The 25,084-nt window shown below is 64.7% G+C and carries 28 protein-coding genes; 12 read left to right on the top strand and 16 right to left on the bottom strand.

The genetic code is table 11. The features are described 5' to 3' along the window. Window positions 1-80: 80 nt before the first annotated feature. Window positions 81-803: an SDR family oxidoreductase gene (locus tag M1E10_RS21415; RefSeq protein WP_499174798.1), complete on the top strand. Its 723-nt coding sequence runs from the start codon at window positions 81-83 to the stop codon at window positions 801-803. A 10-nt stretch (window positions 804-813) separates the two neighbouring features. Then, a complete protein-coding gene (locus M1E10_RS21410; RefSeq protein ID WP_499174797.1) occupies window positions 814-1,155 on the top strand; it encodes an Atu4866 domain-containing protein in 342 nt (113 codons plus the stop codon). A gap of 7 nt (window positions 1,156-1,162) precedes the next feature. Here M1E10_RS21410 and M1E10_RS21405 read toward each other — a convergent pair whose 3' ends face one another. The 3 genes from M1E10_RS21405 to M1E10_RS21395 form a co-directional block, all read right to left on the bottom strand. Then, window positions 1,163-1,822: an aminotransferase class IV family protein gene (locus tag M1E10_RS21405; RefSeq protein ID WP_499174796.1), complete on the bottom strand. Its 660-nt coding sequence runs from the start codon at window positions 1,820-1,822 to the stop codon at window positions 1,163-1,165. Further along, complete coding sequence (locus M1E10_RS21400) at window positions 1,771-2,931, bottom strand: aminodeoxychorismate synthase component I (RefSeq protein WP_499174795.1); 1,161 nt, start codon at window positions 2,929-2,931, stop codon at window positions 1,771-1,773. Before M1E10_RS21400 ends, M1E10_RS21405 begins: the two co-directional genes overlap by 52 nt. A gap of 107 nt (window positions 2,932-3,038) precedes the next feature. Beyond that, window positions 3,039-4,892 (bottom strand): M3 family oligoendopeptidase, encoded by a 1,854-nt coding sequence (locus M1E10_RS21395; RefSeq protein WP_499174794.1) that lies wholly within the window; start codon window positions 4,890-4,892, stop codon window positions 3,039-3,041. Between the two features lie 163 nt (window positions 4,893-5,055). Here M1E10_RS21395 and M1E10_RS21390 point away from each other — a divergent pair, with 163 nt between their 5' ends. Beyond that, the gene (locus M1E10_RS21390; protein ID WP_499174793.1) at window positions 5,056-6,633 is read left to right on the top strand and encodes a sigma-54-dependent transcriptional regulator; all 1,578 of its coding nucleotides are present in this window, start codon (window positions 5,056-5,058) and stop codon (window positions 6,631-6,633) included. A 162-nt stretch (window positions 6,634-6,795) separates the two neighbouring features. Beyond that, window positions 6,796-8,670 (top strand): peptidoglycan L,D-endopeptidase MepK, encoded by a 1,875-nt coding sequence (locus tag M1E10_RS21385; protein WP_499174792.1) that lies wholly within the window; start codon window positions 6,796-6,798, stop codon window positions 8,668-8,670. A gap of 70 nt (window positions 8,671-8,740) precedes the next feature. Here M1E10_RS21385 and M1E10_RS21380 read toward each other — a convergent pair whose 3' ends face one another. The 3 genes from M1E10_RS21380 to M1E10_RS21370 all read right to left on the bottom strand — a co-directional run bounded on the left by M1E10_RS21380 (window position 8,741) and on the right by M1E10_RS21370 (window position 10,228). After that, a complete protein-coding gene (locus M1E10_RS21380) occupies window positions 8,741-9,019 on the bottom strand; it encodes a DUF2312 domain-containing protein (RefSeq protein WP_499174791.1) in 279 nt (92 codons plus the stop codon). A gap of 85 nt (window positions 9,020-9,104) precedes the next feature. Beyond that, window positions 9,105-9,413 (bottom strand): DUF1244 domain-containing protein, encoded by a 309-nt coding sequence (locus M1E10_RS21375; RefSeq protein WP_499174790.1) that lies wholly within the window; start codon window positions 9,411-9,413, stop codon window positions 9,105-9,107. Beyond that, complete coding sequence (locus M1E10_RS21370) at window positions 9,413-10,228, bottom strand: N-formylglutamate amidohydrolase (RefSeq protein ID WP_499174789.1); 816 nt, start codon at window positions 10,226-10,228, stop codon at window positions 9,413-9,415. Before M1E10_RS21370 ends, M1E10_RS21375 begins: the two co-directional genes overlap by 1 nt. A gap of 234 nt (window positions 10,229-10,462) precedes the next feature. Here M1E10_RS21370 and M1E10_RS21365 point away from each other — a divergent pair, with 234 nt between their 5' ends. Then, a complete protein-coding gene (locus tag M1E10_RS21365) occupies window positions 10,463-10,891 on the top strand; it encodes a DUF1036 domain-containing protein (RefSeq protein WP_499174788.1) in 429 nt (142 codons plus the stop codon). Beyond that, entirely contained in the window at window positions 10,891-12,330 is a 1,440-nt protein-coding gene (gene pyk, locus M1E10_RS21360; protein ID WP_499174787.1) for a pyruvate kinase, read from the top strand. The genes M1E10_RS21365 and pyk overlap by 1 nt, the downstream gene beginning before the upstream one ends. A gap of 28 nt (window positions 12,331-12,358) precedes the next feature. Here pyk and M1E10_RS21355 read toward each other — a convergent pair whose 3' ends face one another. The 6 genes from M1E10_RS21355 to M1E10_RS21330 form a co-directional block, all read right to left on the bottom strand. Next, window positions 12,359-13,366, bottom strand: coding sequence for an alpha/beta fold hydrolase (locus M1E10_RS21355; protein WP_499174786.1), 1,008 nt, complete (start codon window positions 13,364-13,366; stop codon window positions 12,359-12,361). Window positions 13,367-13,368: 2 nt separating this feature from the next. Then, window positions 13,369-13,968, bottom strand: a complete 600-nt coding sequence (locus M1E10_RS21350; RefSeq protein ID WP_499174785.1) for a tetratricopeptide repeat protein — start codon at window positions 13,966-13,968, stop codon at window positions 13,369-13,371. Window positions 13,969-14,073: 105 nt separating this feature from the next. Next, window positions 14,074-14,199 carry a type B 50S ribosomal protein L36 gene (ykgO, locus tag M1E10_RS21345; RefSeq protein ID WP_007607121.1) on the bottom strand — a complete coding sequence of 42 codons (126 nt, stop codon included), beginning with the start codon at window positions 14,197-14,199 and terminating at the stop codon, window positions 14,074-14,076. Window positions 14,200-14,329: 130 nt separating this feature from the next. After that, complete coding sequence (locus tag M1E10_RS21340; RefSeq protein ID WP_499174784.1) at window positions 14,330-15,409, bottom strand: 5-(carboxyamino)imidazole ribonucleotide synthase; 1,080 nt, start codon at window positions 15,407-15,409, stop codon at window positions 14,330-14,332. Beyond that, window positions 15,409-15,906: a 5-(carboxyamino)imidazole ribonucleotide mutase gene (purE, locus tag M1E10_RS21335; RefSeq protein ID WP_499174783.1), complete on the bottom strand. Its 498-nt coding sequence runs from the start codon at window positions 15,904-15,906 to the stop codon at window positions 15,409-15,411. Before purE ends, M1E10_RS21340 begins: the two co-directional genes overlap by 1 nt. A gap of 13 nt (window positions 15,907-15,919) precedes the next feature. Then, window positions 15,920-16,123, bottom strand: coding sequence for a YdcH family protein (locus M1E10_RS21330; RefSeq protein WP_499177257.1), 204 nt, complete (start codon window positions 16,121-16,123; stop codon window positions 15,920-15,922). A gap of 230 nt (window positions 16,124-16,353) precedes the next feature. Here M1E10_RS21330 and M1E10_RS21325 point away from each other — a divergent pair, with 230 nt between their 5' ends. Next, window positions 16,354-16,530 (top strand): YdcH family protein, encoded by a 177-nt coding sequence (locus M1E10_RS21325; RefSeq protein WP_499174782.1) that lies wholly within the window; start codon window positions 16,354-16,356, stop codon window positions 16,528-16,530. A gap of 100 nt (window positions 16,531-16,630) precedes the next feature. On the opposite strand, the gene M1E10_RS21320 is transcribed toward M1E10_RS21325, so the two are convergent. Together M1E10_RS21320 and M1E10_RS21315 are read right to left on the bottom strand one after the other, a co-directional pair. Beyond that, window positions 16,631-16,891, bottom strand: coding sequence for an ArsR/SmtB family transcription factor (locus tag M1E10_RS21320; protein WP_499174781.1), 261 nt, complete (start codon window positions 16,889-16,891; stop codon window positions 16,631-16,633). 81 nt (window positions 16,892-16,972) lie between these two features. Continuing rightward, window positions 16,973-17,734, bottom strand: coding sequence for a sulfite exporter TauE/SafE family protein (locus tag M1E10_RS21315; RefSeq protein WP_499174780.1), 762 nt, complete (start codon window positions 17,732-17,734; stop codon window positions 16,973-16,975). A gap of 93 nt (window positions 17,735-17,827) precedes the next feature. Here M1E10_RS21315 and M1E10_RS21310 point away from each other — a divergent pair, with 93 nt between their 5' ends. Both M1E10_RS21310 and M1E10_RS21305 read left to right on the top strand, forming a co-directional pair. Next, entirely contained in the window at window positions 17,828-18,481 is a 654-nt protein-coding gene (locus M1E10_RS21310; RefSeq protein WP_499174779.1) for a beta/alpha barrel domain-containing protein, read from the top strand. A gap of 8 nt (window positions 18,482-18,489) precedes the next feature. Next, window positions 18,490-19,596 carry a tetratricopeptide repeat protein gene (locus M1E10_RS21305; RefSeq protein ID WP_499174778.1) on the top strand — a complete coding sequence of 369 codons (1,107 nt, stop codon included), beginning with the start codon at window positions 18,490-18,492 and terminating at the stop codon, window positions 19,594-19,596. On the opposite strand, the gene M1E10_RS21300 is transcribed toward M1E10_RS21305, so the two are convergent. After that, complete coding sequence (locus M1E10_RS21300; protein ID WP_499174777.1) at window positions 19,597-19,920, bottom strand: SdpI family protein; 324 nt, start codon at window positions 19,918-19,920, stop codon at window positions 19,597-19,599. It lies immediately after the preceding gene. Between the two features lie 216 nt (window positions 19,921-20,136). On the opposite strand from M1E10_RS21300, the gene M1E10_RS21295 reads away from it, so the two are divergent. The 3 genes from M1E10_RS21295 (at window position 20,137) to M1E10_RS21285 (ending at window position 23,129) form a co-directional block, all read left to right on the top strand. After that, entirely contained in the window at window positions 20,137-20,937 is an 801-nt protein-coding gene (locus M1E10_RS21295) for an inositol monophosphatase family protein (protein WP_499174776.1), read from the top strand. Window positions 20,938-21,044: 107 nt separating this feature from the next. Continuing rightward, on the top strand, window positions 21,045-22,094 hold the full coding sequence (locus tag M1E10_RS21290; RefSeq protein ID WP_499174775.1) for a flagellar motor protein MotA: 1,050 nt from the start codon (window positions 21,045-21,047) through the stop codon (window positions 22,092-22,094). 3 nt (window positions 22,095-22,097) lie between these two features. Beyond that, the gene (locus tag M1E10_RS21285; protein WP_499174774.1) at window positions 22,098-23,129 is read left to right on the top strand and encodes a peptidoglycan-binding protein; all 1,032 of its coding nucleotides are present in this window, start codon (window positions 22,098-22,100) and stop codon (window positions 23,127-23,129) included. Here the strand turns inward: M1E10_RS21285 and M1E10_RS21280 are convergent. Beyond that, window positions 23,116-24,912: an ABC transporter ATP-binding protein/permease gene (locus M1E10_RS21280; RefSeq protein ID WP_499174773.1), complete on the bottom strand. Its 1,797-nt coding sequence runs from the start codon at window positions 24,910-24,912 to the stop codon at window positions 23,116-23,118. The genes M1E10_RS21285 and M1E10_RS21280 overlap by 14 nt on opposite strands. Window positions 24,913-25,084: the final 172 nt, after the last annotated feature.

Genomic DNA, 25,084 nt, shown 5'->3' with positions numbered 1-25,084 from the left:
TATCGACGGATTTTATATACAATGGCCGAGGTCTATCTTCCTGGCAACCGCAATCACGCGGAGAACACGGAGAGAGACAGATGGACAAGGTCATCCTGATCACGGGTGCTTCGAGCGGGATCGGCACCGGAATCGCAAGAGAATTGGCGAGGGCAGGGGCGACGCTCGTTCTCGGCGCCCGGCGCACCGATCGGCTGGAGGCGCTGGCCGACGAGATCCGCGGCGAGGCGGGCGGCGTGCTCACCCACAGGCTGGATGTGACCGACCGCGCGGACGTGCAGGCCTTCGCCGATGCGGCCCGCCAAGAATTCGGCCGCGTCGACGTGATGATCAACAATGCCGGCATCATGCCACTGTCGCCCATGGCCGCGATGAAGGTCGAGGAGTGGGACCGCATGGTCGACGTCAACATCAAGGGCGTCCTACATGGCATTGCGGCGGTGCTGCCGGAGATGACGGCCCGTGGATCGGGGCATATCATCAACATCGCCTCAATCGGCGCGCTGCAGGTGGTTCCGACGGCTGCCGTCTATTGCGCCACCAAATACGCGGTGCGGGCGATTTCCGACGGGCTGCGGCAGGAGCGTGACGACATCCGCGTCACCTGCGTCCATCCCGGCGTGGTGGAGAGCGAGCTTGCCGACACGATCAGCGATCCGGTCACGGCCGAGGCCATGCAGGCCTATCGCGCCATTGCGCTGCAGCCCGAGGCAATCGGACGCGCCGTGCGGTTCGCCATCGAGCAGCCGGCCGATGTCGACATCAACGAGATCGTCGTGCGCCCCACCCGTTCGGCCAACTGAGGAGATGAGCATGACAACGCGCCTCTCAACTCTCGTCGTTGCCGCGTCTCTCGGCGCAGCCGTTGCTCAACCCGCCGATGCGGAGACCGAAATGCCCCAGCAGACTGCCGTGCAGAATCACCCCTATGTCGGCATGTGGGTGACCGGCGACGGCCGCATCCGCCAGGAACTGCTGCCCAATGGCCGCTACGATGAAGCGCGCGGAACTCGCGCCAGCGCTTACCAGGGACGCTATGCCGTCACCGGCAACCACATCGACTACTGGGACGACACGGGCTTCACGGCGGATGGCGAGTTCGTCGACAATGACACGCTGCACCATGGCGGCATGGTGTTCTACCGGGAGAAATAGCCTGCCGTCAGTCGGTCACCAGCTCCGCCGGTATCAGCCCGCGCAGGGAGTTGCCGATGAAGAGCCGGCGGTTCTGGAGGGCCGCCGGCTGCAGCACCTCGGCGCGGGCCTTGCCGTCGCGGATGAGTTCGGCGCGCAGGACGCCGGGCAGCAGGCCACTGGAGAGGGCAGGGGTCAGCAATAGGCCTTCGGCGGTCTCGATGAAGAGGTTGCTGATCGTGCCCTCGCAGAGTTCGCCGCGCTCGTTGAGCATCAGGACCTCGTCGGCGTCCTCCGGCGCAAACTCGGCGCGGGCGGCCTCGTAGACGTCGCGCCGGGTGGTCTTGTGGCGAAGGAAGGCATCGTCGGACGACAGTCGCTGGTTAGCGATCCGCAGCCGCCAGACCTTGTTCTCGGGCTCCGGCTCGAAGGGGGTGGTGGTGACTTCCAGCTTGCCGCGGTAGGTGACGGTCAGGCGGATCCGGAGCGGGGTTTCGCCGCCGACGGCGAGCTGCAGCGCCATGGCGGGATCGGCGGGTGACAGGAAGCCCAATGCATCGGCGGAGCGGGACAGCCGGCGCATATGCTGGTCGAGGCGCAGGAAGCCGTTCCCGGGCTCCCAGCGCATGGTCTCGATCAGCGAGAGATCGCCTGACTGCCGAGTGCGAACCGTGCTTTGAGAAGACATTCGTCGTATTCCGCCTCTGCTGTCGAATCGAACACGATGCCACCGCCGACATTGAAGACGGCCTTTCCCGAATTGAAAAGGGTCAAGGTCCGGATGGCCACCGAAAAACGCATCGGGCCGTGGGGATCACAGTAACCGATCGCCCCGCAATAGACATCACGGGGACCTTCTTCCAGAGACGCGAGGATGCGCATCGCCCACATCTTCGGGGCGCCGGTGATCGATCCGCAGGGGAAAAGAGCGGCGAGGATCTCCGGCAGGCCGATCTCCGGCCGCAGCCTGGCCCGCACGTGGCTGACCAGCTGGTGCACCGTCGGATAGGTCTCGACGGCAAAGAGTTTGGGGACGGAGAGGGTGCCGACCTCGCTGATCATCGAGATGTCGTTGCGCAGGAGGTCGACGATCATGCGGTTCTCGGCCTGGGTCTTTTCGTCGGCCAGCATGGCGGCAACGATCGCCGCGTCCGCCTCCGGCGTTGCACCGCGGGGCGCGGTGCCCTTCATCGGATGCGTCTCGATCCAGCGGTCGTCATCGACCTTGAAGAAGAGTTCCGGCGAGCGCGACAGGATGATCGGACCGCCGAAATCGATCAGCGCGCCGTAGTGGACCGGCTGGCGGGAGACGAGCGACCAGAAGGCGGCGCGGGGGTCACCGCTCCACTTTGCCGTCACCGGCATGGTGAGGTTGGCCTGGTAGCAATCACCGCGACGCAGATGCTCGTGCAGGCGCTCGAAGCGGGCGCGATAGGCTTCCAGATCCCAGCCGGCGTGGGGATCGGTCAGGAAGGGCGCGGTCGGCAGTTCATCTGGAGGTACGGCGAGCGGATGGTCGTCCGGCGCCGGCGCGTCGAAGATGCCCATGGCGATCAGTGGCGTCTCGCGATGATCGACGATCAGCCGCCGCAGCTTTTCCTCGAAGACGTAGCCTACCTCGTAGGAGAGGAAGCCGGCGAGCCAGAATCCGTCGCGGCGCGCCTGCTCGAGGCGGGCGAGCGCCGGCAGGATCTCGTCTGCGGTGCGTGCGGTGACGATCTCGCGCGGCTTTGCGAAGACGAGGCTCTCGCCGCGCTTGTCGTCGCGAAACAGGGCGTAGGGCTGGTGGTCTTGCATGGTGTTCTCGGGTTCCGGCTGCCCGTCATCCGGCTGCCGCCACCTTCTCCCCGCCGGCGGGGAGAAGGGATCTGTTGCGCCGCCTCGGACTCATCGGTGTAGGACGATCAGGCCTTGTCCAGCGCTTCCAGCTCGTCGATCAGGCTCTCGATCATCCCCAGGCCCTTGGACCAGAAGGCCGGATCGGTGGCGTCGAGGCCGAAGGGCTTCAGGAGTTCCGAATGATGCTTGGTGCCGCCGGCCTTCAGCAGTTCGAAATACTTGTCCTGGAAGCCGGGAGCGGCATTCTGGTAGACCGCGTAGAGCGAGTTCACCAGACAATCGCCAAACGCATAGGCGTAGACGTAGAAGGGCGAATGGATGAAGTGGGGAATATAGGCCCACCAGGTCTCATAACCCTCGGAGATGCGAATCGACGGTCCGAGGCTTTCCGCCTGGACCGAGAGCCAGAGCTCGCCGATCTGCTCCGACGTCAGCTCGCCCTCCCGGCGCGCCGTGTGCAGCTTGCGCTCGAATTCGTAGAAGGCGATCTGGCGCACGACCGTGTTGATCATGTCCTCGACCTTCTGGGCGAGCATGGCCTTGCGCTCGCGCTTGTCCTTCGTCTTGTCGAGAAGGGCGCGGAAGGTCAGCATCTCGCCGAAGACGGAGGCGGTCTCTGCGAGCGTCAGCGGCGTCTGCGACATCAGCGCGCCCTGGCCGCCGGCCAGCACCTGGTGGACGCCGTGGCCCAGTTCATGGGCGAGCGTCATCACGTCGCGCGGCTTGCCCATGTAGTTGACGAGGACATAGGGGTGCGCGGAGGGGACGGTCGGATGGGCAAAGGCGCCGGGCGCCTTGCCGGGCCGCACCGGCGCATCGATCCACTCCTCGTCGAAGAAGCGGCGGGCGATATCGGCCATCTCGGGGGCAAAACCGTCATAGGCCGACAGCACCGTGTCGCGGGCGTCCGACCAGGAAATCAGCGCGTTGGGGGTTTCCGGCAGCGGCGCATTGCGGTCCCAGAAGTTCATCTGCTCCATGCCGAGCCATCTGGCCTTCATCGTGTAGTAGCGATGCGAGAGGCGCGGGTAGGCGTCGCGCACGGCGGCGGCCAGCGCATCGACCACTTCGCGCTCGACGCGGTTGGCGAGGTGGCGCGAGTCGGCGATGTCGTCGAAGCCGCGCCAGCGGTCGGAGATTTCCTTGTCCTTGGCGAGCGTATTGGTGATCAGCGTGAAGACGCGGATGTTCTGCTGGAAGGTCTTCGACAGCGCCTCGGCGGCCTTTCGGCGTACCGGCTCGTCGCGCTCCTGCAGCATGTTGAGGGTGAGCTCCAGCGGCAGCTTCTCGCCGTCGATCTCGAAGCGCAGCTCCGCCATGGTCTCGTCGAAGAGGCGATTGAAGGCGGCAGCGCTCGTCATCGACTTCTCGAGGAACAGCTGCTCCAGCCGGTCGTCGAGCTGGTAGGGCTTGTCCTGGCGCAGGTCGAGGATCCAGGGACGGTAGTGGGCCGCCTGCGGGTCGCGGTCGAGCGCTGAGTCCATGGTGGCGTCGTCGATGCGGTTGAGCTCCAGTGCGAAGAAGAGGAGATGCGCGGAGAGATCCGTGAGCTTCGACTGCACGTCGCCGAAGAACTTGCCGTTGGCGGGGCTCGATGTGTCGGAGAAATAGGTGAGACCGGCAAATGAGCCGATCTTGCCGAGAACGTCCTCAAGCTCCTCGTAATCGGCGAGCGCCTGCCCGAGACCCTCGGTGCCGGTCTTTCCGGCCGCTTCTGCCAGCCGGCCCTTCCATTTTTCCTCAAAAGCCAGCGACTGCGTTTTGGCCTTTTCCATATCGGCGGTGAAGCTGGATGAATCCCTGGAGGGATAGAGGTCCGAAAGCTTCCAGACCGGCAGCAGGCCAAGAGCCGGGTCGGCCACTGCGGCGTGTTGCGCCGGCGCTTGCAATACCGGGTTGGATGTCGCGGTCTTCGTCATTCGCCTTGTCCTTTGCGTGGCCTGCATCTGAATGGGCTCTGTCTTCCGCGACAGCCGTTAAAATGCAAGCGTTTCTCAAAAGATGATGTTCAAGCCTTTCTGACACAACCACCGGCAGACCGAAACTCAAGGGGACATTAATGATTGATGTCGGGAGCCGAGCATGATTGCCCAAATCCTTGTAATTGATAGCGATCCCATTCAGCGACGTCTCCTGAAGAGCGCGCTGGAGGGATATGACCATGTGGTGCATATGGCCGAGAACGGCAGTGCCGGCTTGGAGTTCCTCCGGCTGCACGGCGATCAGATCAACGTGATCGTGCTCGACATGATGATGCCGGGAACCGAGGGCGAGACCCTTCTGACGGCAATCCAGGACACGGGCGTCACGGCGCCCGTCATCGTCCAGACGGGGCAGGCGGAAGGCGACGAGCTGGTGCGCGCCATGCAGGCCGGCGCCTTCGACTTCGTCGTCAAGCCGGTGTCGCCCGAGCGGATCGCCGGTTCCGTCATCAATGCGCTGAAGCTGGAGCAGAAGGATGGCCGCGGCCGGGGCGCCCGCAAGGGGCGCGCCGGAATGGTGCCGTTCGGCGACATCGTTTCCGCCAGCGCCGACATGATGCGGGTCATCGATCTCGCCCAGCGCGCCGCGCAATCGCCCATCCCGGTCGTGCTCGAAGGCGAGACCGGCGTCGGCAAGGAACTGGTCGCGCGCGCCATCCAGTCCGGGAGCGACCGTGCCGGCAAGCCCTTCGTCACCGTCAACTGCGGTGCCATTCCGGCCCATCTCATCGACAGCGTCCTGTTCGGTGCAGACAAGGGTCCTGATGGCGGCCAGTCCGGCAAGTTTGCCGAGGCCGATGGCGGCACGCTGTTCCTCGACGAGATCGGCAATCTGCCGCTCGACGTGCAGGTGAAGCTCCTGCGCGCCGTACAGTTCGGCGAGATCGTGGCGGCCGGAACCGACGCAGTCCGCATTATCGACGTGCGGCTGATCTCGGCGACCAACAAGGACCTCATCGAGGAGGTTCGTGAAGGTCGGTTCCGGGAGGATCTCTACTACCGGCTGAACGTCTTCCCGATCACCATTCCCGCCCTGCGCCGGCGCAAGGAAGACATCCCGCATCTCGCCCGGGTGTTTGCCCGGCGCTTCTCCACCGAGCAGCACCTGGCGCAGCCTGTGACCGTCGGGCCAGCCGCCCTGGCGCTGCTGACGGCGCATGATTGGCCAGGCAATGTCCGTGAACTGGAGAACGCCCTGTTCCGTGCCGTCGTGCTGGCGCAGGACGAGCAGCTGACAGAGGCAGACTTTCCGCAGATTGCCGCACAGCTGCCGCATTTCCCCCATGCCGAACTGAAAGCCGGTGCTGCGCCGGCCTGGACCGCTGCACGGGCCGTCAGCCCGGCCAATGAGCCGCGCGAGGCTGCGGTATCGGACCTTTCGCATCGTCTGGCAGAAGGCTTTATGGAGCGGCCTGCAAGTTCTTCCCGTCCAGATCCGCGGGCCCTGCTTGCCGCCGCCTATCCTGCGTCGGACAATGTCATCCCCACCACCGACGGCACCGGGGAGGTGCGCAAGCTGGCGGACGTCGAGGAAGAACTCATCCGTTTCGCACTAAAATTTTATCGCGGCCAGATGAGCCAGGTGGCGCGCAAGCTCGGCATCGGCCGTTCGACGCTCTACCGCAAGCTCAAGGACTATGGCATCGACCCCGACAATCCACTGAAGGAGGCCGCTTGAGGCTTGGCGTATTAGCGGGCGTTAACTTTCGCGCAAGGATGTTCTGTCAGCTTCTGTCAATCTCTTGGTAGCCAATTATTGACTCCAAGTGATATGCTTGTGATTGTGTGGCAAAATTGCCATTGTGTCACCGCAATTGACAGTCATTTACGGCAACAACGGATGTTGTCGATAGGGACGGGGATCGCCTTGCCGGATCAGAATGCACTAGCCACGCCGTCAGGCGCGAACCAGCACGGCCGGAGGGGCGGATTTCTTACATCGCTCGTCAAAGGTGCTGTTTCCTGCGCTGCGGCAGCCTGTCTTGCCCTGCCTTTGCTTTTTGCATCCTCATCCAGTGCCGCTGCGGAAACGCGCAGCCTGAAGCTCTACTTCGTGCACACGAAGGAGCGCGCCGAGATCGTCTTCAAGCGCAACGGCCGATTCGACCCGCGTGGTCTGCAGCAGATCAGCATGATGCTGCGCGACTGGCGGCGCAACGAGCCCACCAAGATGGATCCACGCCTGTTCGACCTCGTGTGGGAAGTCTATCGGCGCAGCGGCGCCCGGGACTACATCCACGTCGTGTCGGCCTACCGTTCGCCTGCGACCAACGGCATGCTGCGGTCCCGCAGCAAGGGCGTGGCAAAGAACAGCCAGCACATGCTCGGCAAGGCGATGGATTTCTACATTCCTGGCGTGAAGCTCGCAACGCTGCGGTCGCTTGCCATGCAGATGCAGGTGGGGGGGGTCGGCTACTACCCGACATCCGGTTCGCCGTTCGTGCATCTGGACGTCGGCGGCGTGCGCGCATGGCCACGCATGAGCCGCCAGGAGCTCGTCAGGCTCTTTCCTGACGGCAACACAGTGCACCTTCCGGCAGACGGCAAGCCACTGCCGGGCTATCAGCAGGCCCTTGCCAGCTACAAGAAGCGCGTCAGCAGCGACAGCATCGAGATTGCCAGCACGGCTGGTGGCAGCAGCAAGTCGGACGGTAAGAAGCGCCCGAACCTGTTCGCCATGCTCTTCGGCGGCGGCGACGAAGACGAGGATGCCGATGCCATCGCGGCGCCGGCTCTGGCCGAGCGTCCCACGCCCGTGGCTCCCGCTCCGGCCCCGGTACCACAGCCGCAGGCGGAAGTCATGGTGGCGGCTGCCGAGCCTGCACCCGCTCTCGAGGTGCTTCCCGGCGTCGAGACAATTGCCGCACCCGTGCCCCTATCGCGGCCTTCCTTCCGGCAGGACGGCGGTCCAGGCGGACTGGCCACGGCACTCTATTCACCGGCTCGCAACGCGGCCCAGGAAGCCCTGCAGGCGGCGCTTCCGCCTGAACCGCGGCCAGCCGCAAGCCTGCAGACGGCCGAAAGCGAGGCTTTCGCCGACCTGCAACAGTATGCGATCCCGGTTCCGACCCTGCTTGGCCCCCGCGGCCAGAAGGGCGACAGCGAAGCCTCGATCATGACCGCATCCGTAACCCCGGCGATCCCTGAGGATGTTCTGGTGACGGTTCCGCTGCCGGCCACGAGGCCGTCGGCAACCGAGCCATTGCTGGCATCGGTCAATGCCGATCCCGAGGCCGAAGCGGATCTCGACGAGCAGCAGGAGCTGACTCCTGCCGTGGTTGCCGCACTGGCGGAAAGCGGCGCCTATGCCCGCGCGTCGCTGGCAAAGCCGGTGCCGGCTCCCGCTCCAAAAGCGCCGGTGGAGGTCGCGTCCCTTCCGAAGCAGGCCGAGCAGCTCGATGCAGGCACTCGGTTCGGCGATGCTTTCGATGTCCCGCAGGTGGCGCCGGAGATCACCGCTCCGACAAAGGGCGGGCGTTCGGCTGCGGCCGCCAAGCCGGAGGCCGCCCCGGCCCTGACCGGCGATCTGGTTGCCAAATGGGCGGTCAGTAACAACAGGCTTTCCGAGGTCGCCTCCGTCAAGGCGCCCCGCGTCGTCACGCGGACGCTCAACGGCACATATTCCGCTGCCTATGCAGCCGGTGCCTTCAAGCCGGTGACCCGTGCCGCGGCCATCGACCTCAACCGGTTCAGCCCGCCACCCGCCAAGCGCTAGGCTTTCGACAAGCGATCATAAAAAAAACCCGCCAAACCGGCGGGTTTTTTCGTTCGTCCGGTAGGATGCCTCAGGCGGCGTCTGCCTCTGCATCGACGCCGCTGTCGATCATGCCGAGCGCCTGGAGGTACGTGTCGAGGATCAGGTCCTCTTCCATGCGCTCCTGCTCGTCCTTCTTGCGCAGCGCAATCACCTTCTTGAGGATCTTGGGGTCGAAGCCCGTGGACTTCGCCTCGCCGTAGACATCCTTGATGTCGTCCGCGATGGTCTTCTTTTCTTCTTCCAGGCGTTCGATGCGCTCGACAAATGCGCGGAGTTGGTCGCGGGCGACGCCATGAGCATCAGACATCGAGGTCTCCTCTAGTTCAGGTTCTGAGATTGACGTGTCACCTGCCGCGAAGGGCTGCGAAGGTCAAGCCCAATCGTTCACGGTGTCAGTGATCAACAGCCTTGTTGTCGGCGAATGCGGCTTTTTGATCGCTGCTCGCTTCGCTCTGGTGCTGGTTTTTCCAGTCTTCGTACGACATGCCGTAGATGATTTCGCGCGACTGGTCCTTGCTCATCTCGAGCCCGGAGGCGCTTGCGGCGTCCCTGTACCAGTTCGACAGGCAGTTGCGGCAGAAGCCGGCCATGTTCATCAGGTCGATGTTCTGGACGTCGGTGCGCTCGCGCAGGTGCTGGACGAGGCGGCGGAAGGCGGCGGCCTCCAGTTCGGTCTGCTGCTCTTTGCTCAGTTCGGTCATCATGCGTGCTCCGATGGGGCATCCTGCCCCGGATAGGGGCCGGTGCGCGAGGGGAAGACCCGATACTCGTGCAGGGACGCGTCTTCATTGAGGCGGGAAAAGACTGGCGCCAGACGATCCGTCCATTCGGCGATGCCCGCCTCGTCGGCGATCAGATCCTGGCGGACCTCGAGAAGGGCGTGAGGGATGCCCGAGGTCATGCAGTGGCGATAGAGCGTGTCTCCGCGCAAGGCGCCGTCGTAGGGTTCATTGTCGCCGATCAGTAGCGCCGGGTCCCGGCGCAGATCCTCCAGCAGCGGTTCGACGGCGCGGTGGTCGGTATCCCAGAGCACCGCGGCGTGCCAGGGGCGAGGAACGCCTTTCCATGCCGGGGTAAACGAGTGAAGCGACAGCACCAGCGGCGCCCGGCCCGAGGTGCCGGCCTTGGCGAGCGTTCTCTCGACGGCGCGGTGGTAGGGGCGGTGATAGGTGTCGAGCCGCCGCTGCCATTCCTCGTCGCTGATCGGGTAATTGCCGGGGATGACGGCGCCATCGGAGATCTTCATGATCAGCGTCGGGTCGTCCTCGCCGCGGTTGGGGTCGATCAGCAGCCTGGAGAAACAGCCAAGGACAGCGGGCACGTTCAGTCGGGCCGCGAGCTGCCGGGTCAGGCCCTCGACACCGATGTCGTAGGCGATGTGGCGGTGAAACGCACTCTCCGGCAGCCCGAGGCTGCCGTAGGAGCACGGCAGCCGGTTCATCGCGTGATCGGCGAGCAAGACCATGCCGCCGTCATAATCGCCTTCTATGATCTCGAACGGGATGAAGTCAGGCATGAGGATGAAGTGATCCTGGTGTTCTGGTGAGTGTGCCCCGGTGATCGCATGCGGTGGCCGGGGGTGCAAGCGCAGGCTCCGTTCCTTCCGGTGTAAGGCCGGTATAATCGATTAGAGTTGCGTTGACTTTCTACCCCTGCCGGGCGAAGAAAGTGCTTTGCGAATAACCATGGGGTCCCATCGGAAGCCGTGACGACATCATCCCGCTTTTCTCCACTCCGCCCGCTCCGCCTGATGCCAGCACTGGCCTTCATGGCAACGATGAGCGTCCCGCTGTTTGCCGCCGATGCCGCGCATGCCGACTTCCGTGTCTGCAACGGCACGCAGAACCTTGTCGGTGTTGCAATCGGCTACCGAGCGCAGGAAGGCTGGACGACCGAAGGCTGGTGGCAGGTCCCGGCATCCACATGCGCCACCCTCATCGAGGGCGAGCTGCAATCCCGCTATTATTATCTCTATGCCGAAGACGCCGCGCGCGGTGGACGCTGGACCGGTGACGTCAACATGTGCGCCGCCGAGAACGAGTTCAAGATCGTCGGCGTCGAGGATTGTTTTGCCCGAGGCCACCAGCGCATGGGCTTCAAGGAATACGACACCGGGCGCCAGGGCAGCTGGATGGTGCAGCTCTCGGATGCACCGAACACCCAGGAAGGCCAGAATTGATGAAGCGCAACCGCAAAGTAAAGATCCTCGCAACGCTGGGTCCGGCCTCATCCGAAGAGGACATGATCCAGAAGTTGCATGAGGCAGGGGCCGATCTCTTCCGCATCAACATGAGCCATTCCAGCCACGAGATGATGCGGACGCTGATCCAGCGCATCCGCTCCGTGGAGGCCCGCTGCGGCCGGCCGATCGGCATCCTTGCCGACCTGCAGGGACCGAAGCTGCGCGTCGGCAAGTTCGCCGAGACGAAGGTGACGCTGGAACCTGGCCAGACCTTTACCCTGGACAGCAGCGAAGTGCCGGGTGACACCACGCGCGTCTTCCTGCCGCATCCGGAAATTCTCGAAGCCGTCAAGCCTGGTCACCGCCTGCTCATCGACGACGGCAAGCTTCTGCTGCGGGCGGACAAGACGGACGGAAAGTCGATCGTCTGCACCGTCGTCTCGGGCAACAAGATCTCCGACCGCAAGGGCATCAGCCTGCCGGATACGCTGCTGCCGGTCGGCGTCCTGACCGACAAGGACCGGGTCGATCTCGATGCGGTGCTGGCCACCAACGAGGTAGACTGGGTTGCGCTCTCCTTCGTGCAGCGTCCCGAGGATCTGGCGGAAGTGCGCAAGATCGCCCGCGGCCGCGTTGGCCTAATGTCGAAGATCGAGAAGCCGCAGGCCATCGAGCGGATCGAGGAGATCATCGAACTCTCCGACGCGCTGATGGTCGCCCGTGGCGATCTGGGTGTCGAAATGCCGCTCGAAGCGGTGCCCGGGCTGCAGAAGCAGCTGACGCGCGCCTGTCGTCGTGCCGGCAAGCCGGTGGTCGTCGCCACCCAGATGCTCGAATCGATGATCAGTTCGCCGGTGCCGACCCGCGCCGAGGTTTCCGACGTCGCCACCGCCGTCTTCGAAGGCGCCGACGCCATCATGCTGTCGGCCGAATCGGCATCCGGCGACTATCCGGTGGAAGCGGTCGCGACGATGGCTTCCGTCGCCAGCACCGTCGAGCGCGACCCCTATTATTCCAACATCATCTATGCGCAGCGTCCGACGCCGGAAGCCACCGGCGCCGACGCCATCTCGCTGGCTGCCCGGCAGATTGCCGAAACGCTGCGGCTGTCGGCCATCGTCACCTATACCTCGTCGGGCACGACGGGCCTTCGCGCCGCCCGCGAGCGACCGCAGGTGCCGATCATCGCGCTGTCGCCGATCGTCCAGACGGCGCGCCGTCTTTCGGTGGTCTGGGGGCTGCACTGCGTGGTGGCGCAGGATGCCGAGGATCTCGACGACATGGTCAACCGCGCCTGCCGCATCGTGGTGCGCGAAGGCTTCGGCAAGCCGGGCGACCGGATCATCATCTCCGCGGGCGTTCCGCTCGGCACGCCAGGCGCGACCAACATGCTGCGCATCGCCTATATCGGCTCGGACGGCCAGAGCGGCATCTGACGGCAGAAGCCGCCGCAAGGCGGCTTCATCACGGATCGGCGAGCGGCGCCTGAAAGCGCCGCGCCGCAGCCTGCAGGTCGCGATCCTGCCCGGCCAGTTTCTCGATGGCAGAGACCGCAATGGCGGTGGCGACATAGTCCGGCTTGTGGCCGACGTTATCGAGCCAGACGAGCTCCGACCCTTCGATATCCTGTCTCAGTCCGACGGAGTGGATCTCCTCGGCAACAACCGCATCCCGGTTGCCGCTGATGATCACCGTCGGTGTCTTGATGCTGCGGTAGAGCGGCGAGACGCGTCTGGCATAGTCATTGAGGTTGGCGACATCGATGGCATTGTAGCGGAAGTTTGCCGGACGAAGCACGAGTGCGGGAGCGCCTTCGGTGACATATCGTTCGGGCCGCGGATTGGGCGAGAAGACGCCATGCGTGGCGCCCTCCAGCCGCGTCATGCCGGCCGGTAGCGCGACGGTCCGCGAAAACAGCCAGCCAATATAGGGTTTCCTGGCGAGGTCGTAGTACCAGTCGACGCCGCCCGGCCAGGGGTGGGTTGCCGGCGCCAGGAAAAGCAGCCCAAGGGTTTTGTCCGGGTGCCGCAGCCCGAAGCTTGCCACGATCGCCCCTCCGAAGGAGTGGCCGACGATGATGGCGCGATCTATCCCTCGTGCGTCCATCAGCCTTGCCACGGCATCGGCCTGTCCGTCCGGAAAGCCGTTCTCTTCGCCGCCGCGCTCCGAGTAGCCATGGCCTGGACGGTCCACAAAGAGAAGCTCGGCGCGTCCCTCCAGGGCAGGTCGGAAGGCGGTTTCCTGATCGCGCAGATTGCCGCTGGCGCCATGGATGAAGACGATCGGTGGCAGGTCGGCCTGCGGACCAGCCGGCAGGTGGAGCGAATTCATCCTGTAGCCGCCGACGTCGACCAGTTCCCCATGGTTGGGGAACTCCTGCTCGATGGAATGGGCCTTCCAGACCGAGAAGCCCATGGCGGCCAATAGCAGGCCGAGGATGGCAACGGGAACCGCAATCACGACATGAAGCATGATCAGGTGCGGCTGCCGGCGATTTTTTCGGAGAGCTTGATGGCCGCCTCCTGCGCGTCGCGGTCGGCTGGATAGATGCTGAGATAGCGCTGCCACGCCTTGAGCGCGAGCTCGTCCTGACCGGCGTCCGTCAGGATTGCGGCCATTCCGGCGATGGCGCCGAAGTGTCGCGGTTCGCGCAGCAGCACCTGGTTGATGTCGGCCATGGACTTGCGCGTATCGCCCATCGCGTAGTGCAGGCCGGCGCGACGGTTCCAGCCTTCGGCGAAGTCCGGGCGCAGCAGGGTCGCCTGATCCAGGAAGTCGAGGGCGGCACCATTGCGTTTCTCGCTGGCGGCCGTCGTTGCCCACTGCATCAGGAGATCGATCGTGGCACTGCCCGAATCGTTTAGCTGGGACATGATCTGGCTAGCGATGCTGCCGGCCTTTTCAGGATCACGCTCGCGCTTCAGCGCATCGTAGAGCGGCTGGAGCTGGCCGCTTGCCTTTGCCTGGGCCGGTGCCGGTGCCGGTGCAGCGGCCGACGGCGGCGTCTGCGAAAGCGCCGGGGAGGCTGCAAGAGCGACAGTGAACAGGAGGTGGGTCAAACGAATTCGGCGCATGCGGATCAAGGTAATCCGCATGCGCCGAAGGTCAATTCAGAAAACCGCATTTTTCGACAACGTGAACGATAAAGCCAAAAGAGGCCTCCCGCCAACGGTCGTCGATCAGCCCTGGCGGGCCTTGAAGCGCGGGTTCATCTTGTTGATGATGTAAACGCGACCCTTGCGGCGAACCAGACGGTTATCGCGGTGACGGGCCTTCAGCGCTTTCAGCGAATTCTTGATCTTCATTGTTCTCGTCCGCAAAGTTTACGAGCGCGACGGCCCGCGTGTCTTTTACATGAAAAACGCGCCGCTTTTTCCCGAGAAGAAGGGCGCGCTGTGAGGTTGGGCGTGCAGATAACCCGAGACATGGGTCGTGTCAACCATATGACGGAGTTTTAGGGCCTGTGAGTTGGGTGACGTGACCCATTTTCCGGCCCGGCCTGGCTTGCGTCTTGCCGTACAGGTGGACAAGCGTGTCCGGTCGCTCCAGCCAGGTGGAGAGGTCGCGGATGTCGTCGCCGATGAGGTTGGTCATGCGGCAGTCGGAGTGCCGGCGCGGGTCGCCGAGGGGCAGGCCGGCAACGGCACGGATGTGCTGCTCGAACTGGGAAACCACGCAGGCGGCGTCCGTCCAGTGGCCGGTGTTGTGGACGCGCGGGGCGATCTCGTTGGCGATCAACCCGCCATCGGCCAACACGAAGAATTCGATACCGATGACGCCGACGTAGCCGAGCGCCTCGAGGAGGCTCCGGGCGGCCTTGCGTGCCGCAGTGACGGTCACGTCGGGTGCGGCGGCGGGAACGACGGAGGTGTGCAGGATGCCGTTCCTGTGGACGTTCTCGGCAGGATCGTAGCAGAGGACGGTGCCGTCGGTGCCGCGCGCGGCGATGATGGAGATCTCGCGCTCGAAGGGCACGAGGCTTTCGAGGATGAGCGGGACGCCACCCAGCGCATCGAAGGCGCCGGCCGGATCGTCGGCGGGCGAGCGGAAGACGCGCTGGCCCTTGCCGTCATAGCCGAAGCGGCAGGTCTTCAGGACGCCGCTGCCGCCGAAATCGGCCAGCGCGGCGATGAGGTCGTCCTGGCTGTCGATGGCGTAGAAGTGGGCGGTGGCGATACCGCAGTCGTTGAGGAAGCGCTTTTCCGTCAGCCGGTCCTGGGCGACGTGGAGGGCCTTGGGCGGCGGGTAGACCGGTACCGAGGCCTGCAGCCGCTCGGCGGCGCCGACCGGCACGTTCTCGAATTCATAGGTGACGACGTCGGCGGCCTGCGCCAGCGCGTCGAGGGCCTGCGGGTCATCATAGGCGGCGACGATCTGCTCGCTGGCGAGCTGCGCCGCCGGGCAGTCGGCCTGCGGTTCCAGGATGATGGTGCGGAAGTTGAGGCGGGCGGCGGCCATGGCGAGCATGCGGCCGAGCTGGCCGCCGCCGATGATGCCGATGGTGGTAACTGTCATTACTCTGCGTCCATGGGATATTCGGCGACGGCGGCGCTCTGGGCGGCGCGCCATTCATCCAGGCGATCGGCGAGATCCTCGTCGCTGAGCGCCAGTACGGCGGCGGCCAGAAGGGCGGCGTTCACTGCCCCGGCCTTGCCGATGGCGAGCGTTCCGACGGGGATGCCGGCCGGCATCTGCACGATCGAGAGCAGGCTGTCCTGACCCGACAGGGCCTTCGACTGGACCGGCACGCCAAAGACCGGCAGCGGCGTCATGGAGGCGGCCATTCCCGGAAGATGGGCGGCGCCGCCGGCACCGGCGATGATCACCTTGAAGCCTTCGTCGCGGGCGCCCTTGGCGAAACTGACGAGGCGATCGGGCGTGCGGTGAGCGGAAATGATTCGGGCTTCATAGCCGACGTCGAGCTGGTCGAGCATGTCGGCGGCATTCTTCATGGTCTCCCAGTCGGACTGGCTACCCATGATGATGGCAACTGCGGGCCGGTCGGAGGTCATCGTCCTCTCCTCCTCAGGCAATGATATCGGGAAGGATCTGGTCCTCGAGCTGGGTGATCCTGTCCTTGATCACCAGCTTCTTCTTCTTCATCCGCTGGACCCGGAGCGCTTCGCAGCCGACCTGGATCATGGCGTTGATGGCGGTGTCGTAGTCCTCGTGCTCCTGACGGAGCCTGGCAAGCGCCAACCGAATATCCGCCTGTTCCTGGTCGGCCATCATTGCAGTCCCCATTCCGATCCACCTCTGCCCCATCGCCGGCAACAAGCGCAAGCTCCTACCACCAAACGGCATTAACTGGAAGTTATGCACGGTCACGAAATTGCCCCGTTCAAAGCACGATTTGACCTTCGACAAACGCGGGGAATGGTGTCACACTTCCTTCGTAAACCTGAAGCCTTCGGCCAAGGATCGGTCGGGGATAGGTTTTCTCAAGGAGGACTTGCCGCATGACCATTCAGGCTCATATTGCATCGCTTGAACAGAAACATGGTGCTCTCGAAGACGAGTTGCAGACTGTTCTGTCGTCTCCCTCTTCCAACGATCGCGAGATCGTTGATCTCAAGCGCCGCAAGCTCCGGCTCAAGGACGAACTGGAGCGTCTGAAGTCATCCACGCGCCACTAGGGCCGTTTTCCATCTCCTGCCGCTGTCCGCAGTAGCTTCATAAAGTCAGAGACGCGGCACAACACATCCAACACAAGCAGTCTGGTCGTGGTCTTCCAGGTCACGACCAGAACTGATCAAGCCAGAGGTTCAAGCGGTCGAACCCCTTGCTGTTGACGGCATAGATCCGTCTCGTTCCAGAATTGCTGACGGTGACCAGATTGCAGGCAAGCAGGGCCTTGAGGTGCTGGGAGACGGCCGGTCTACTGATAGGAAGGCCTTGCGCCAGCTCGTTGACGGTCCTCGGGGCACGACGGAGCTCTTCCAGCAGGTATCGCCGGTTCGGATCGGCAATCGCCGCAAAGGGATCCGTGCTCGTCATGCGCTGCAGGCTAGGCCAAAGCCGAAGCTCCGGCAAGGCCAATTGTGCGGCGCAATATGGCGGCCGGCGCGGCGCGGCGACCTAGAACACCGCATCCCACATCAGCTTGATACCGGCGATCAACGCCAGGCCATAGGTGAGCGGATAGAAGACCTCGGCCTTCAGGCGGCGGACGACGGCGGCTCCCATCATGGTGGCCACCAGTGCGAGAGGCAGCAGGGTCGCCGATGCCGTCAGGTTTTCGAGATCCAGTGCGCCGAGCGCGAAATAGGGGATGAGCTTGATGGCATTGACCAGCGCGAAGAAGCGGACGCTGGCGCCGGTATAGGATTTCGGGTCGAGCCGGAGCGGCAGCACGTAGATCTGGAACGGCGGGCCGCCGGCATGGGCGACGAAACTGGCGTAACCCGCAACCGTTCCCCAGAACGTGGCGGCGACGGGCCTTTGCGGCAGCGGCGGGCGCTCGCCTTCAGAGCGCGGGCCGTAGACCTGGTAGAAGTAACGGCCGGCGAAGACGATGGTGGTAAGCGCAATGAGGAAGCGCAGCACGTCCGGCGGCACCATGGCCGAGGTCGCCCAGCCGAGCGCGATGCCGAAGACGCCGCCCGGCAGGATCATCAGCAGGGTTCGGCGATCATTGTGGTGGCGCCAGGCCCAGAGCGCGACGATGTCCATGACGATCAGGATCGGCAGGAAGATGGCGGCGGCCTTCAGCGGATCGACCACAAGGGCCAGCAGCGGCACGCCCATCAGCGCGAATGCGCCCCCCAGACCTCCCTTCGACAGACCAACAAGAAGCACGGCCGGGACGGCCGCGGCGAAGAACAGGAGATCGAGTTGCATGACGGGCAGTTGATCCAGTTATCGGTCCGGTCTATCGAACGGGGGAGGGGACGAGTGGTATTCGTCTCATAAAGCTGCCGAACAGGAAACACCATGCGCGAAACCGACAACCGTTGCCGACTCGTCCTGATCCTGCCCTCGGCAGAGGATATCGAGAAGCAGGCGCAGCAACTGGAAGAGGCGCTCGGCGCCGGTGATGTCGCGACCGTCATCCTGCCGCAGTACGGCCGCGACGACCAGCAGTTCCAGAGTGCCGCCGAGCGCATCGTTCCGGTCGCCCAGGCGCATGGCGCCGCCGCGCTGATTGCCGGCGACAGCCGGACGGCGGGACGCGCGAAGGCGGACGGGCTGCATTTCGAGGGCAGCATCGAGGATTTACGCGACTCACTTGCCAAGCACACGCCGAAGATGATCGTCGGTGCCGGCGGCGCTTCGGAGCGTCACAAGGCGCTGGAAATCGGCGAGGCGCAGCCGGACTACATCTTCTTCGGCAAGATCGAGGGCGACATCAAACCGGAGCCGCATCCGAAGAACCTCGCGCTGGCCGAATGGTGGGCGTCGATGGTGGAAATCCCCTGCATCGTCATGGGCGGCAACGAGGTCGCCTCGGTGGCGGCGGCTGCGGAGACCGGCGCGGAATTCGTGGCGCTGCGGCTCGCCGTTTTCGAGCATCCCGAAGGCGCGGCTGCGGCCGTGGCGACGGCCAATGCACTCTTGGACGAAAAAGCGCCACGGTTTAACGCTTGATGGGCGTCATGCGGTCGATCCATGCGCGTCAAAATGTTGGTGTTCTTCTTGTCGCGGCAAGCCTTGCGGGGCTGATGCCGTCGCTCTCGGCTGCCCAGCAGGGGCAGCGTGCGGTGACGCGGCCGCTGGAGCCGGACGCGCAGCCGATCAAGGCAGGTCGCGTCGGCGCCGGCGAGCAGGCCGGACCGCAGCCGGACGGGATCGTGCCCTCCGGTGGCGTTGACCTTTACCGGCGGATGGGCGTGACGCTGCCGCCTGCCCCTCCCGAAAAGCCGTATCAAGGCACTATCGACGAGGCCTATGGCGCCTACCAGCGCGGCCTGTATGTCACGGCGCTCACCAAGGCCCTGCCGCGGGCCGAAGAGGGAGACGCCGCAGCACAGACGCTGATGGCGGAGATGATGAGCAAGGGGCTTGGCGTCAAGCGGGACCCGAAGGCGGCCGCCTTCTGGTACGGCCAGGCGGCCGAACGCGGCGATCCGGCGGCGATGTTCCAATACGCGCTTCTGCTGATGTCGGGGCGGCATGTGGAGCGGGACAAGGTCAAGGCTGACGAGTTCATGCGCAAGGCGGCGGAGGCGGGCAATTCCTCGGCGCAGTTCAACTGGGCGCAGATCGTCGTCTCCGACAACCCGGGCGAGAAGGGTCTGAAACTGGCTCTGCCTTTCTACGAGAAGGCGGCAGCGCAGGGGCTGGCCGATGCGCAATATGCCGTCGCCCAGCTCTATGTGGCGATCACCGGCCTGCCGGAGGAGAAGCAGAAGCAGGCGCGGGACTGGCTGGAGCGGGCCGCCAAAGCCGGCTTCGATACCGCTCAGCTCGACATGGGTCTGTGGCTCGTCAATGGCGTCGGCGGCGAACGGGATTACGAGGCAGGGTTTCAATGGCTGCGCACGGCGGCCATGCGCGGCAATGTGGTGGCGCAGAACAAGCTCGCGCATCTCTACATCAATGCGCTGGGCACCCGACCCGATCCGATCGAGGCCACCAAATGGTATGTGCTCTCCCGCCGCGCGGGGCTGCAGGATCCGGAGCTTGAGGATTTCTTCCTCGGGATCAACGAGGAGCAGCAGAAGAAGGGCATCGAGGCGGCAAACCGCTTTCGCCGCAGCTGATCAATTGGCCTGAGCGAGTGCATGGGCCAGGATCAAGGCGTGACCGCCCGCAAGAACCATCACCACAAGCAGCCAGATCGGTAAAAGATAGCGACTTGCGGCGGCGTCGCGATCCCGTTTTACAGTCGCCACGAAGATTGCCACCACCAGCAGCGCCGCCGCCGGCATGGACCAGAAGCCAATGGCCTTGGGGGCATAGCCGTTCGGTGTGCCGTCGAGGCGAAAATGGATGGCCACCGGCATCTCGGGCGGCACAAGCGGCCAGACCACCAGCGAGGCGACAACCATCACGGCGAGCACCACGACGCTGATTGTGGACGGCAAGACGAGTTTCATTGGTTCCCGCGCGGTGAGCAAAGTCGCGAAAATCTGCCAGACGCCTGGCCCGCAGGCAAGGCAGATCGAGCCGCTCCCGGCGCACGACTTGAATTTCCCGCGGATTTGTGGTCTTGAAGCCGCCCATCACTACATTGCTTCTGAAATGCGTCCCGCTGCAGACCGATTGCGGGGCAAGCTTCCGTACTTCAAGGATCTTCCCGCATGGCTCGCTCCGCCCTTCTCAACGTCATGGTTCAGGCTGCCGTCAAGGCTGGCAAATCGCTGTCGCGCGACTTCGGCGAGGTGCAGAACCTGCAGGTGTCGGTCAAGGGACCGAGCGATTTCGTCTCGCAGGCGGATCTGAAGGCGGAGAAGATCGTCCACGACGAGCTGATGAAGGCGCGCCCGACCTATGGCTTCCTCGGCGAGGAGAGCGAAGAGATCATCGGCACGGATGGCGCGCACCGCTGGATCGTCGATCCTCTCGACGGCACCACCAACTTCCTGCACGGCATCCCGCAGTTTGCCGTCTCGATCGCGCTCGAGCGCAACGGCGAAGTGGTGGCCGGCGTCATCTTCAATCCGGCGACGGATGAACTCTACACCGCCGAGCGCGGCGGCGGTGCCTTCCTCAACGATCGCCGCCTGCGGGTCGCCTCGCGCCGGGTGCTCTCCGACTGCGTCATCGGCTGCGGCGTGCCGCATATGGGCCGCGGCAATCACGGCAAGTTCCTGCTCGAGCTTCGCCATGTCATGGGCGAAGTGGCCGGCATCCGGCGCATGGGCGCTGCGGCGCTCGATCTCGCCTATGTCGCCGCCGGCCGCCTCGACGGCTTCTGGGAAGTCGAGCTGTCGCCGTGGGACGTGGCGGCCGGACTGGTTCTGATCCGCGAAGCCGGCGGTTTCATCAGCGACATGAAGGGCACGACCAACATCTTCGAAAGCCGCAGCGTCGTGGCGGGCAACGAGAACATCCACAAGGCGCTGCTCGAGGTGGCCAACCGGCCGGTGCCGGCCCGCTGACCGCAAATGAGCGGTTGCTGCCGGCGCTAGCCAGCGCTTCGGCACTTCAATTCGTCGCATTTTTCCACTAGCCTCCGGCCAAACAGGACCGGAGGCCGAGTCACGACATGGTGGATGCGAAAGTGGACGATCTGGACGAGGCGGAAACGGGCCGCGGTGGCTATGCCCACAAACTCTCCAACCCTGTCCCCTTTCTGTGGACGATGCTGATCTTCCTGATCCTGGTCGGCTTCATCGCCGCCATTCTCTACCGTCAGGCGCATACGGCGTTCATGACCAATCCGGGGCTGAACGGCTTCATTCTCGGGGTTCTGATCATCGGCATCGTGCTGGTGTTCAACCAGGTGTTCAGCCTCATTCCCGAAGTGCGCTGGTTCAATTCCTATCGGGCCGCCGGCAGCGCGGACAAGGTGGGACGGGAGCCGCGGCTGCTGGCGCCGATGCGGGCACTGATCGGTCGTCGCAAGACGATGCTGCTGTCGCCCTCGTCGCAACGATCCATCCTCGATTCGATCGGCACGCGACTCGACGAATCGCGGGAAATCTCCCGCTATCTGATCGGACTTCTCGTCTTCCTCGGCCTGCTCGGCACCTTCTGGGGCCTGATCGGCACGATCGGGTCGATCAGCACGGTGATCCAGACCCTCGATCCGAGCGGCGGCGATACCAATGACGTGCTCAATGCCCTGAAGAGCGGACTGACGGCGCCGCTGGCCGGCATGGGCACCGCCTTCTCGTCGTCGCTGCTCGGCCTTTCCGGCTCGCTGATCCTCGGCTTCCTCGACATCCAGGCAGGCCGCGCCCAGAACCGCTTCTACACGGAGCTGGAAAACTGGCTTTCCTCTCTCACCGACGTCGGCTTCGACCTTGCGCCGACTGCGGCGGCCGATCCGACGGCCGGATCGTCCATCGAGATGAAGGCGCTCACCGACCAGCTGCGCAAGCTGACGGCGGCGCAGGCGAAGGCATCGGACGGCGGGCAGAGCGAGAAGTCGCTGGCGGCCATGGCCAATCTGGCCGAAGGCATTCAGGGTCTCGTCAAGAACATGCGCAACGAACAGCAGATGCTGCGCGACTGGATCGAGGCGCAGCAGGAAGAATCGAAGGCGATGCGGCGCACGCTCGACAGGCTCTCCGAGAAGATCGGGGGCAAATAGCCGATGGCGCTCGTCAAGAACCGCCGCCGGGAACGGGGCGTCGACTATTGGCCCGGGTTCGTGGACGCGCTCTCTACCCTCCTGCTTGCCATCATGTTCCTGCTCACGGTCTTCGTGCTGGCGCAATTCATCCTCAGCCGGGAGATTACCGGGCGGGACGAAGTGCTCACCCGACTGAACAGCCAGATCGCCGAACTGACGCAGCTGCTGGCGCTGGAAAAGGGCAATGCGCAGGACCTGGAGGATACGCTGGCAAATCTCCAGTCATCGCTCACGACCTCCGAGAGCGAGAGAAGCCGCTTGCAGTCGCTGCTCGAGCAGGGCGCCGGCAGCAGCAGCACCGCCAATACCCGGATCGGACAGCTGACGGATCAGTTGAACGAGGAGCAGCAGGTCAGCGCCCGGGCGATGAACCAGATCGATCTGCTGAACCAGCAGATCGCCGCCCTTCGGGCGCAGATCGCGGCCGTGGAGCAAGCGCTGCAGGCGTCGGAGGCGAAGGACCAGACCTCGCAGACGCAGATCGCCGATCTTGGGCGGCGCCTTAACGTCGCCCTGGCGCAAAGGGTGCAGGAGCTGAACCGCTACAGGTCCGACTTCTTCGGGCGCCTGCGGGAAATTCTGTCGGACCGCGAGAACATCCGCATCGTCGGCGACCGCTTCGTCTTCCAGTCGGAAGTGCTGTTTCCGGTGGGTGGCGCCGATCTGGACGAAGCAGGGCAGGCCGAGATGGCGAAACTGGCGACCGCGGTCCTGGAACTGGCCCGGGAGATCCCGGAGGAGATCAACTGGGTTCTGCGCGTCGACGGACATACCGACGCCACGCCACTGACCGGCACCGGCCGCTACCGCGACAACTGGGAGCTTTCCTCTGCGCGCGCCACCTCGGTCGTCAAATACCTGATCTCGCAAGGTGTGCCGGCCAACCGCCTGGTTGCCGCGGGCTTCGGCGAATACCAGCCGATCGCCGAGGGCGATACGCCGGAGGTTCGCAACCAGAACCGCCGCATCGAGCTGAAGCTCACAGAGCGGTGACGGTGTCGCGCTCGATGTCATGGAACTGCAGGCGCGCCAGACGGGCGTAGAGCCCGCCCCTGGCAATCAGGGTCTGGTGCGTGCCTTCCTCGACGATGCGGCCCTGGTCGATCACCAGGATGCGGTCGGCCTTCAGGACCGTTGCCAGCCGGTGGGCAATCACCAGCGTCGTGCGGTCCTTCATTAGGCCGTCGAGCGCCTTCTGCACCAGCGTTTCGCTCTCTGCATCGAGTGCCGAAGTCGCTTCATCGAGCAACAGCACGGGCGCGTCGCGCAGGATGGCGCGGGCGATGGCAATCCGCTGGCGCTGGCCGCCCGAGAGGGTGATGCCGCGCTCGCCAGCCAGCGTATCGTAGCCATCCTCCAGCCTGGAAATGAACTCGTCGGCCTGCGCCGCGATCGCGGCCGTGCGGACCGCGTCGCGCGTCGCGCCGGGCGTGCCGAAGGCGATGTTGTCGTGGATGGAGGCGGCGAAGATGGTGACGTCCTGCGGCACGATCGCGAGACGCTCGCGCAGCTGGTGGAGAGAAGTCTCGCGCAGATCCACGCCGTCGAGGCGAATCGCGCCGGACACCGGGTCGTAGAATCGCAGGAGCAGGGAGAAGAGCGTGCTCTTGCCGGCACCCGAGGGGCCGACGAAGGCGACCGTTTCTCCCGGCCGGACATGGAAGGAGAGGCGGTCCAGGGTGACGGCGTTTTCACGCGTCGGGTAGGCGAAGGAGACGGCCTCGAACGCCACGTCCCCCAGCGACGGCGAGGGCAGGGCAACCGGGTTTTCCGGCTCCGTCACTGCCGGCTTTTCGTGGAGCAGTTCCGTCAGCCGCTCGGCGGCGCCGCCCGCCTGCGAAAGTTCGCCCCAGACTTCCGAAAGCTGCCCGAGAGCACTGGCGGCGATGACGGAATAGAGGACGAACTGGCCGAGCGTACCCGCCGTCATCGTGCCGGAGAGGACGTTCTGCGCCCCGTACCAGAGAACGCCGACGATGCTGCCGAAGATCATCAGGATGGCAAAGCCGGTGAGCAGTGCCCGCGAGCGGATTGCCGCGCGGGCGGCTTCGAAGGCATCCTCGACGGTGCCGGCATAGCGGGCGGCGGCAGCGGTCTCGCCGTTGAAGGCCTGGACGGTGCGCGCGGCGCCCACGGTCTCGGCCGCGAAGGCCGAGGTGCGTGCCAGGGTGTCCTGGGCGGCCCTGGAGCGCTTGCGGACCGAACGACCGAAGGCAACCAGCGGGAAGACGATGAGAGGGATGGCGCCCAGCGCCAGGCCCGACAGCTTCGGGCTCGTGTAGACCATCATCCCCATGGCGCCGAGACAGAGGATGGTGTTGCGCAGCGCCTGGGAGGCGGCCGAGCCGAAGGCGGACTTGATCTGCACGGTATCGGCCGTCAGCCGCGAGACGATCTCGCCGGACTGGTTGACGTCGAAGAAGGCAGGCGACAGCGTCGTAACGCGGGCAAACACATCGCGGCGAAGATCAGCGACGACCCGCTCACCGACGGTGATGACAAAATAGTAGCGCATCGCGCTGGCGAGGGCGAGGAGCACCGCCAGGGCAAACAGCATGCCGAAATAATTGTTGATGAAGACGCCGTCGGCGGCCGCAAAGCCGTGGTCGATCATGCGCCGGACTGCCAGCGGCAGCGCCAGCGTCGCGGCGGCGGAAAGGGTAAGGGAGAAGAGGGCGCCGATGACGAGGCCACGGTAGCGCGAGAGGTAGGGAAGGAGCCGAGCGAGCGGCCCGATGGCCTTGCCTCTCGACTTTCTGTCTTCTGCGTATTCCACTTTGCCCCCATACTCGACGAACTCTTTCGGAGTGCGTCGGCCCTTGTGCTACCGGCGGCCTTCCTGTATAGGCTCCGCATCGAATTGGGAAGCCGTGGCCGGCCGGTCTGCGGCTTCATCTATTAAAGAGGGTCCGCATTCGCAATTGCGACATATGGACCCCGGGCAGCAG

It is taken from the genome of Rhizobium sp. PK7-22 (assembly GCF_056530405.1).
The sequence above is the reverse complement of the archived record's forward strand: the minus strand, read 5'-3'. Positions and strand labels throughout refer to the sequence as shown.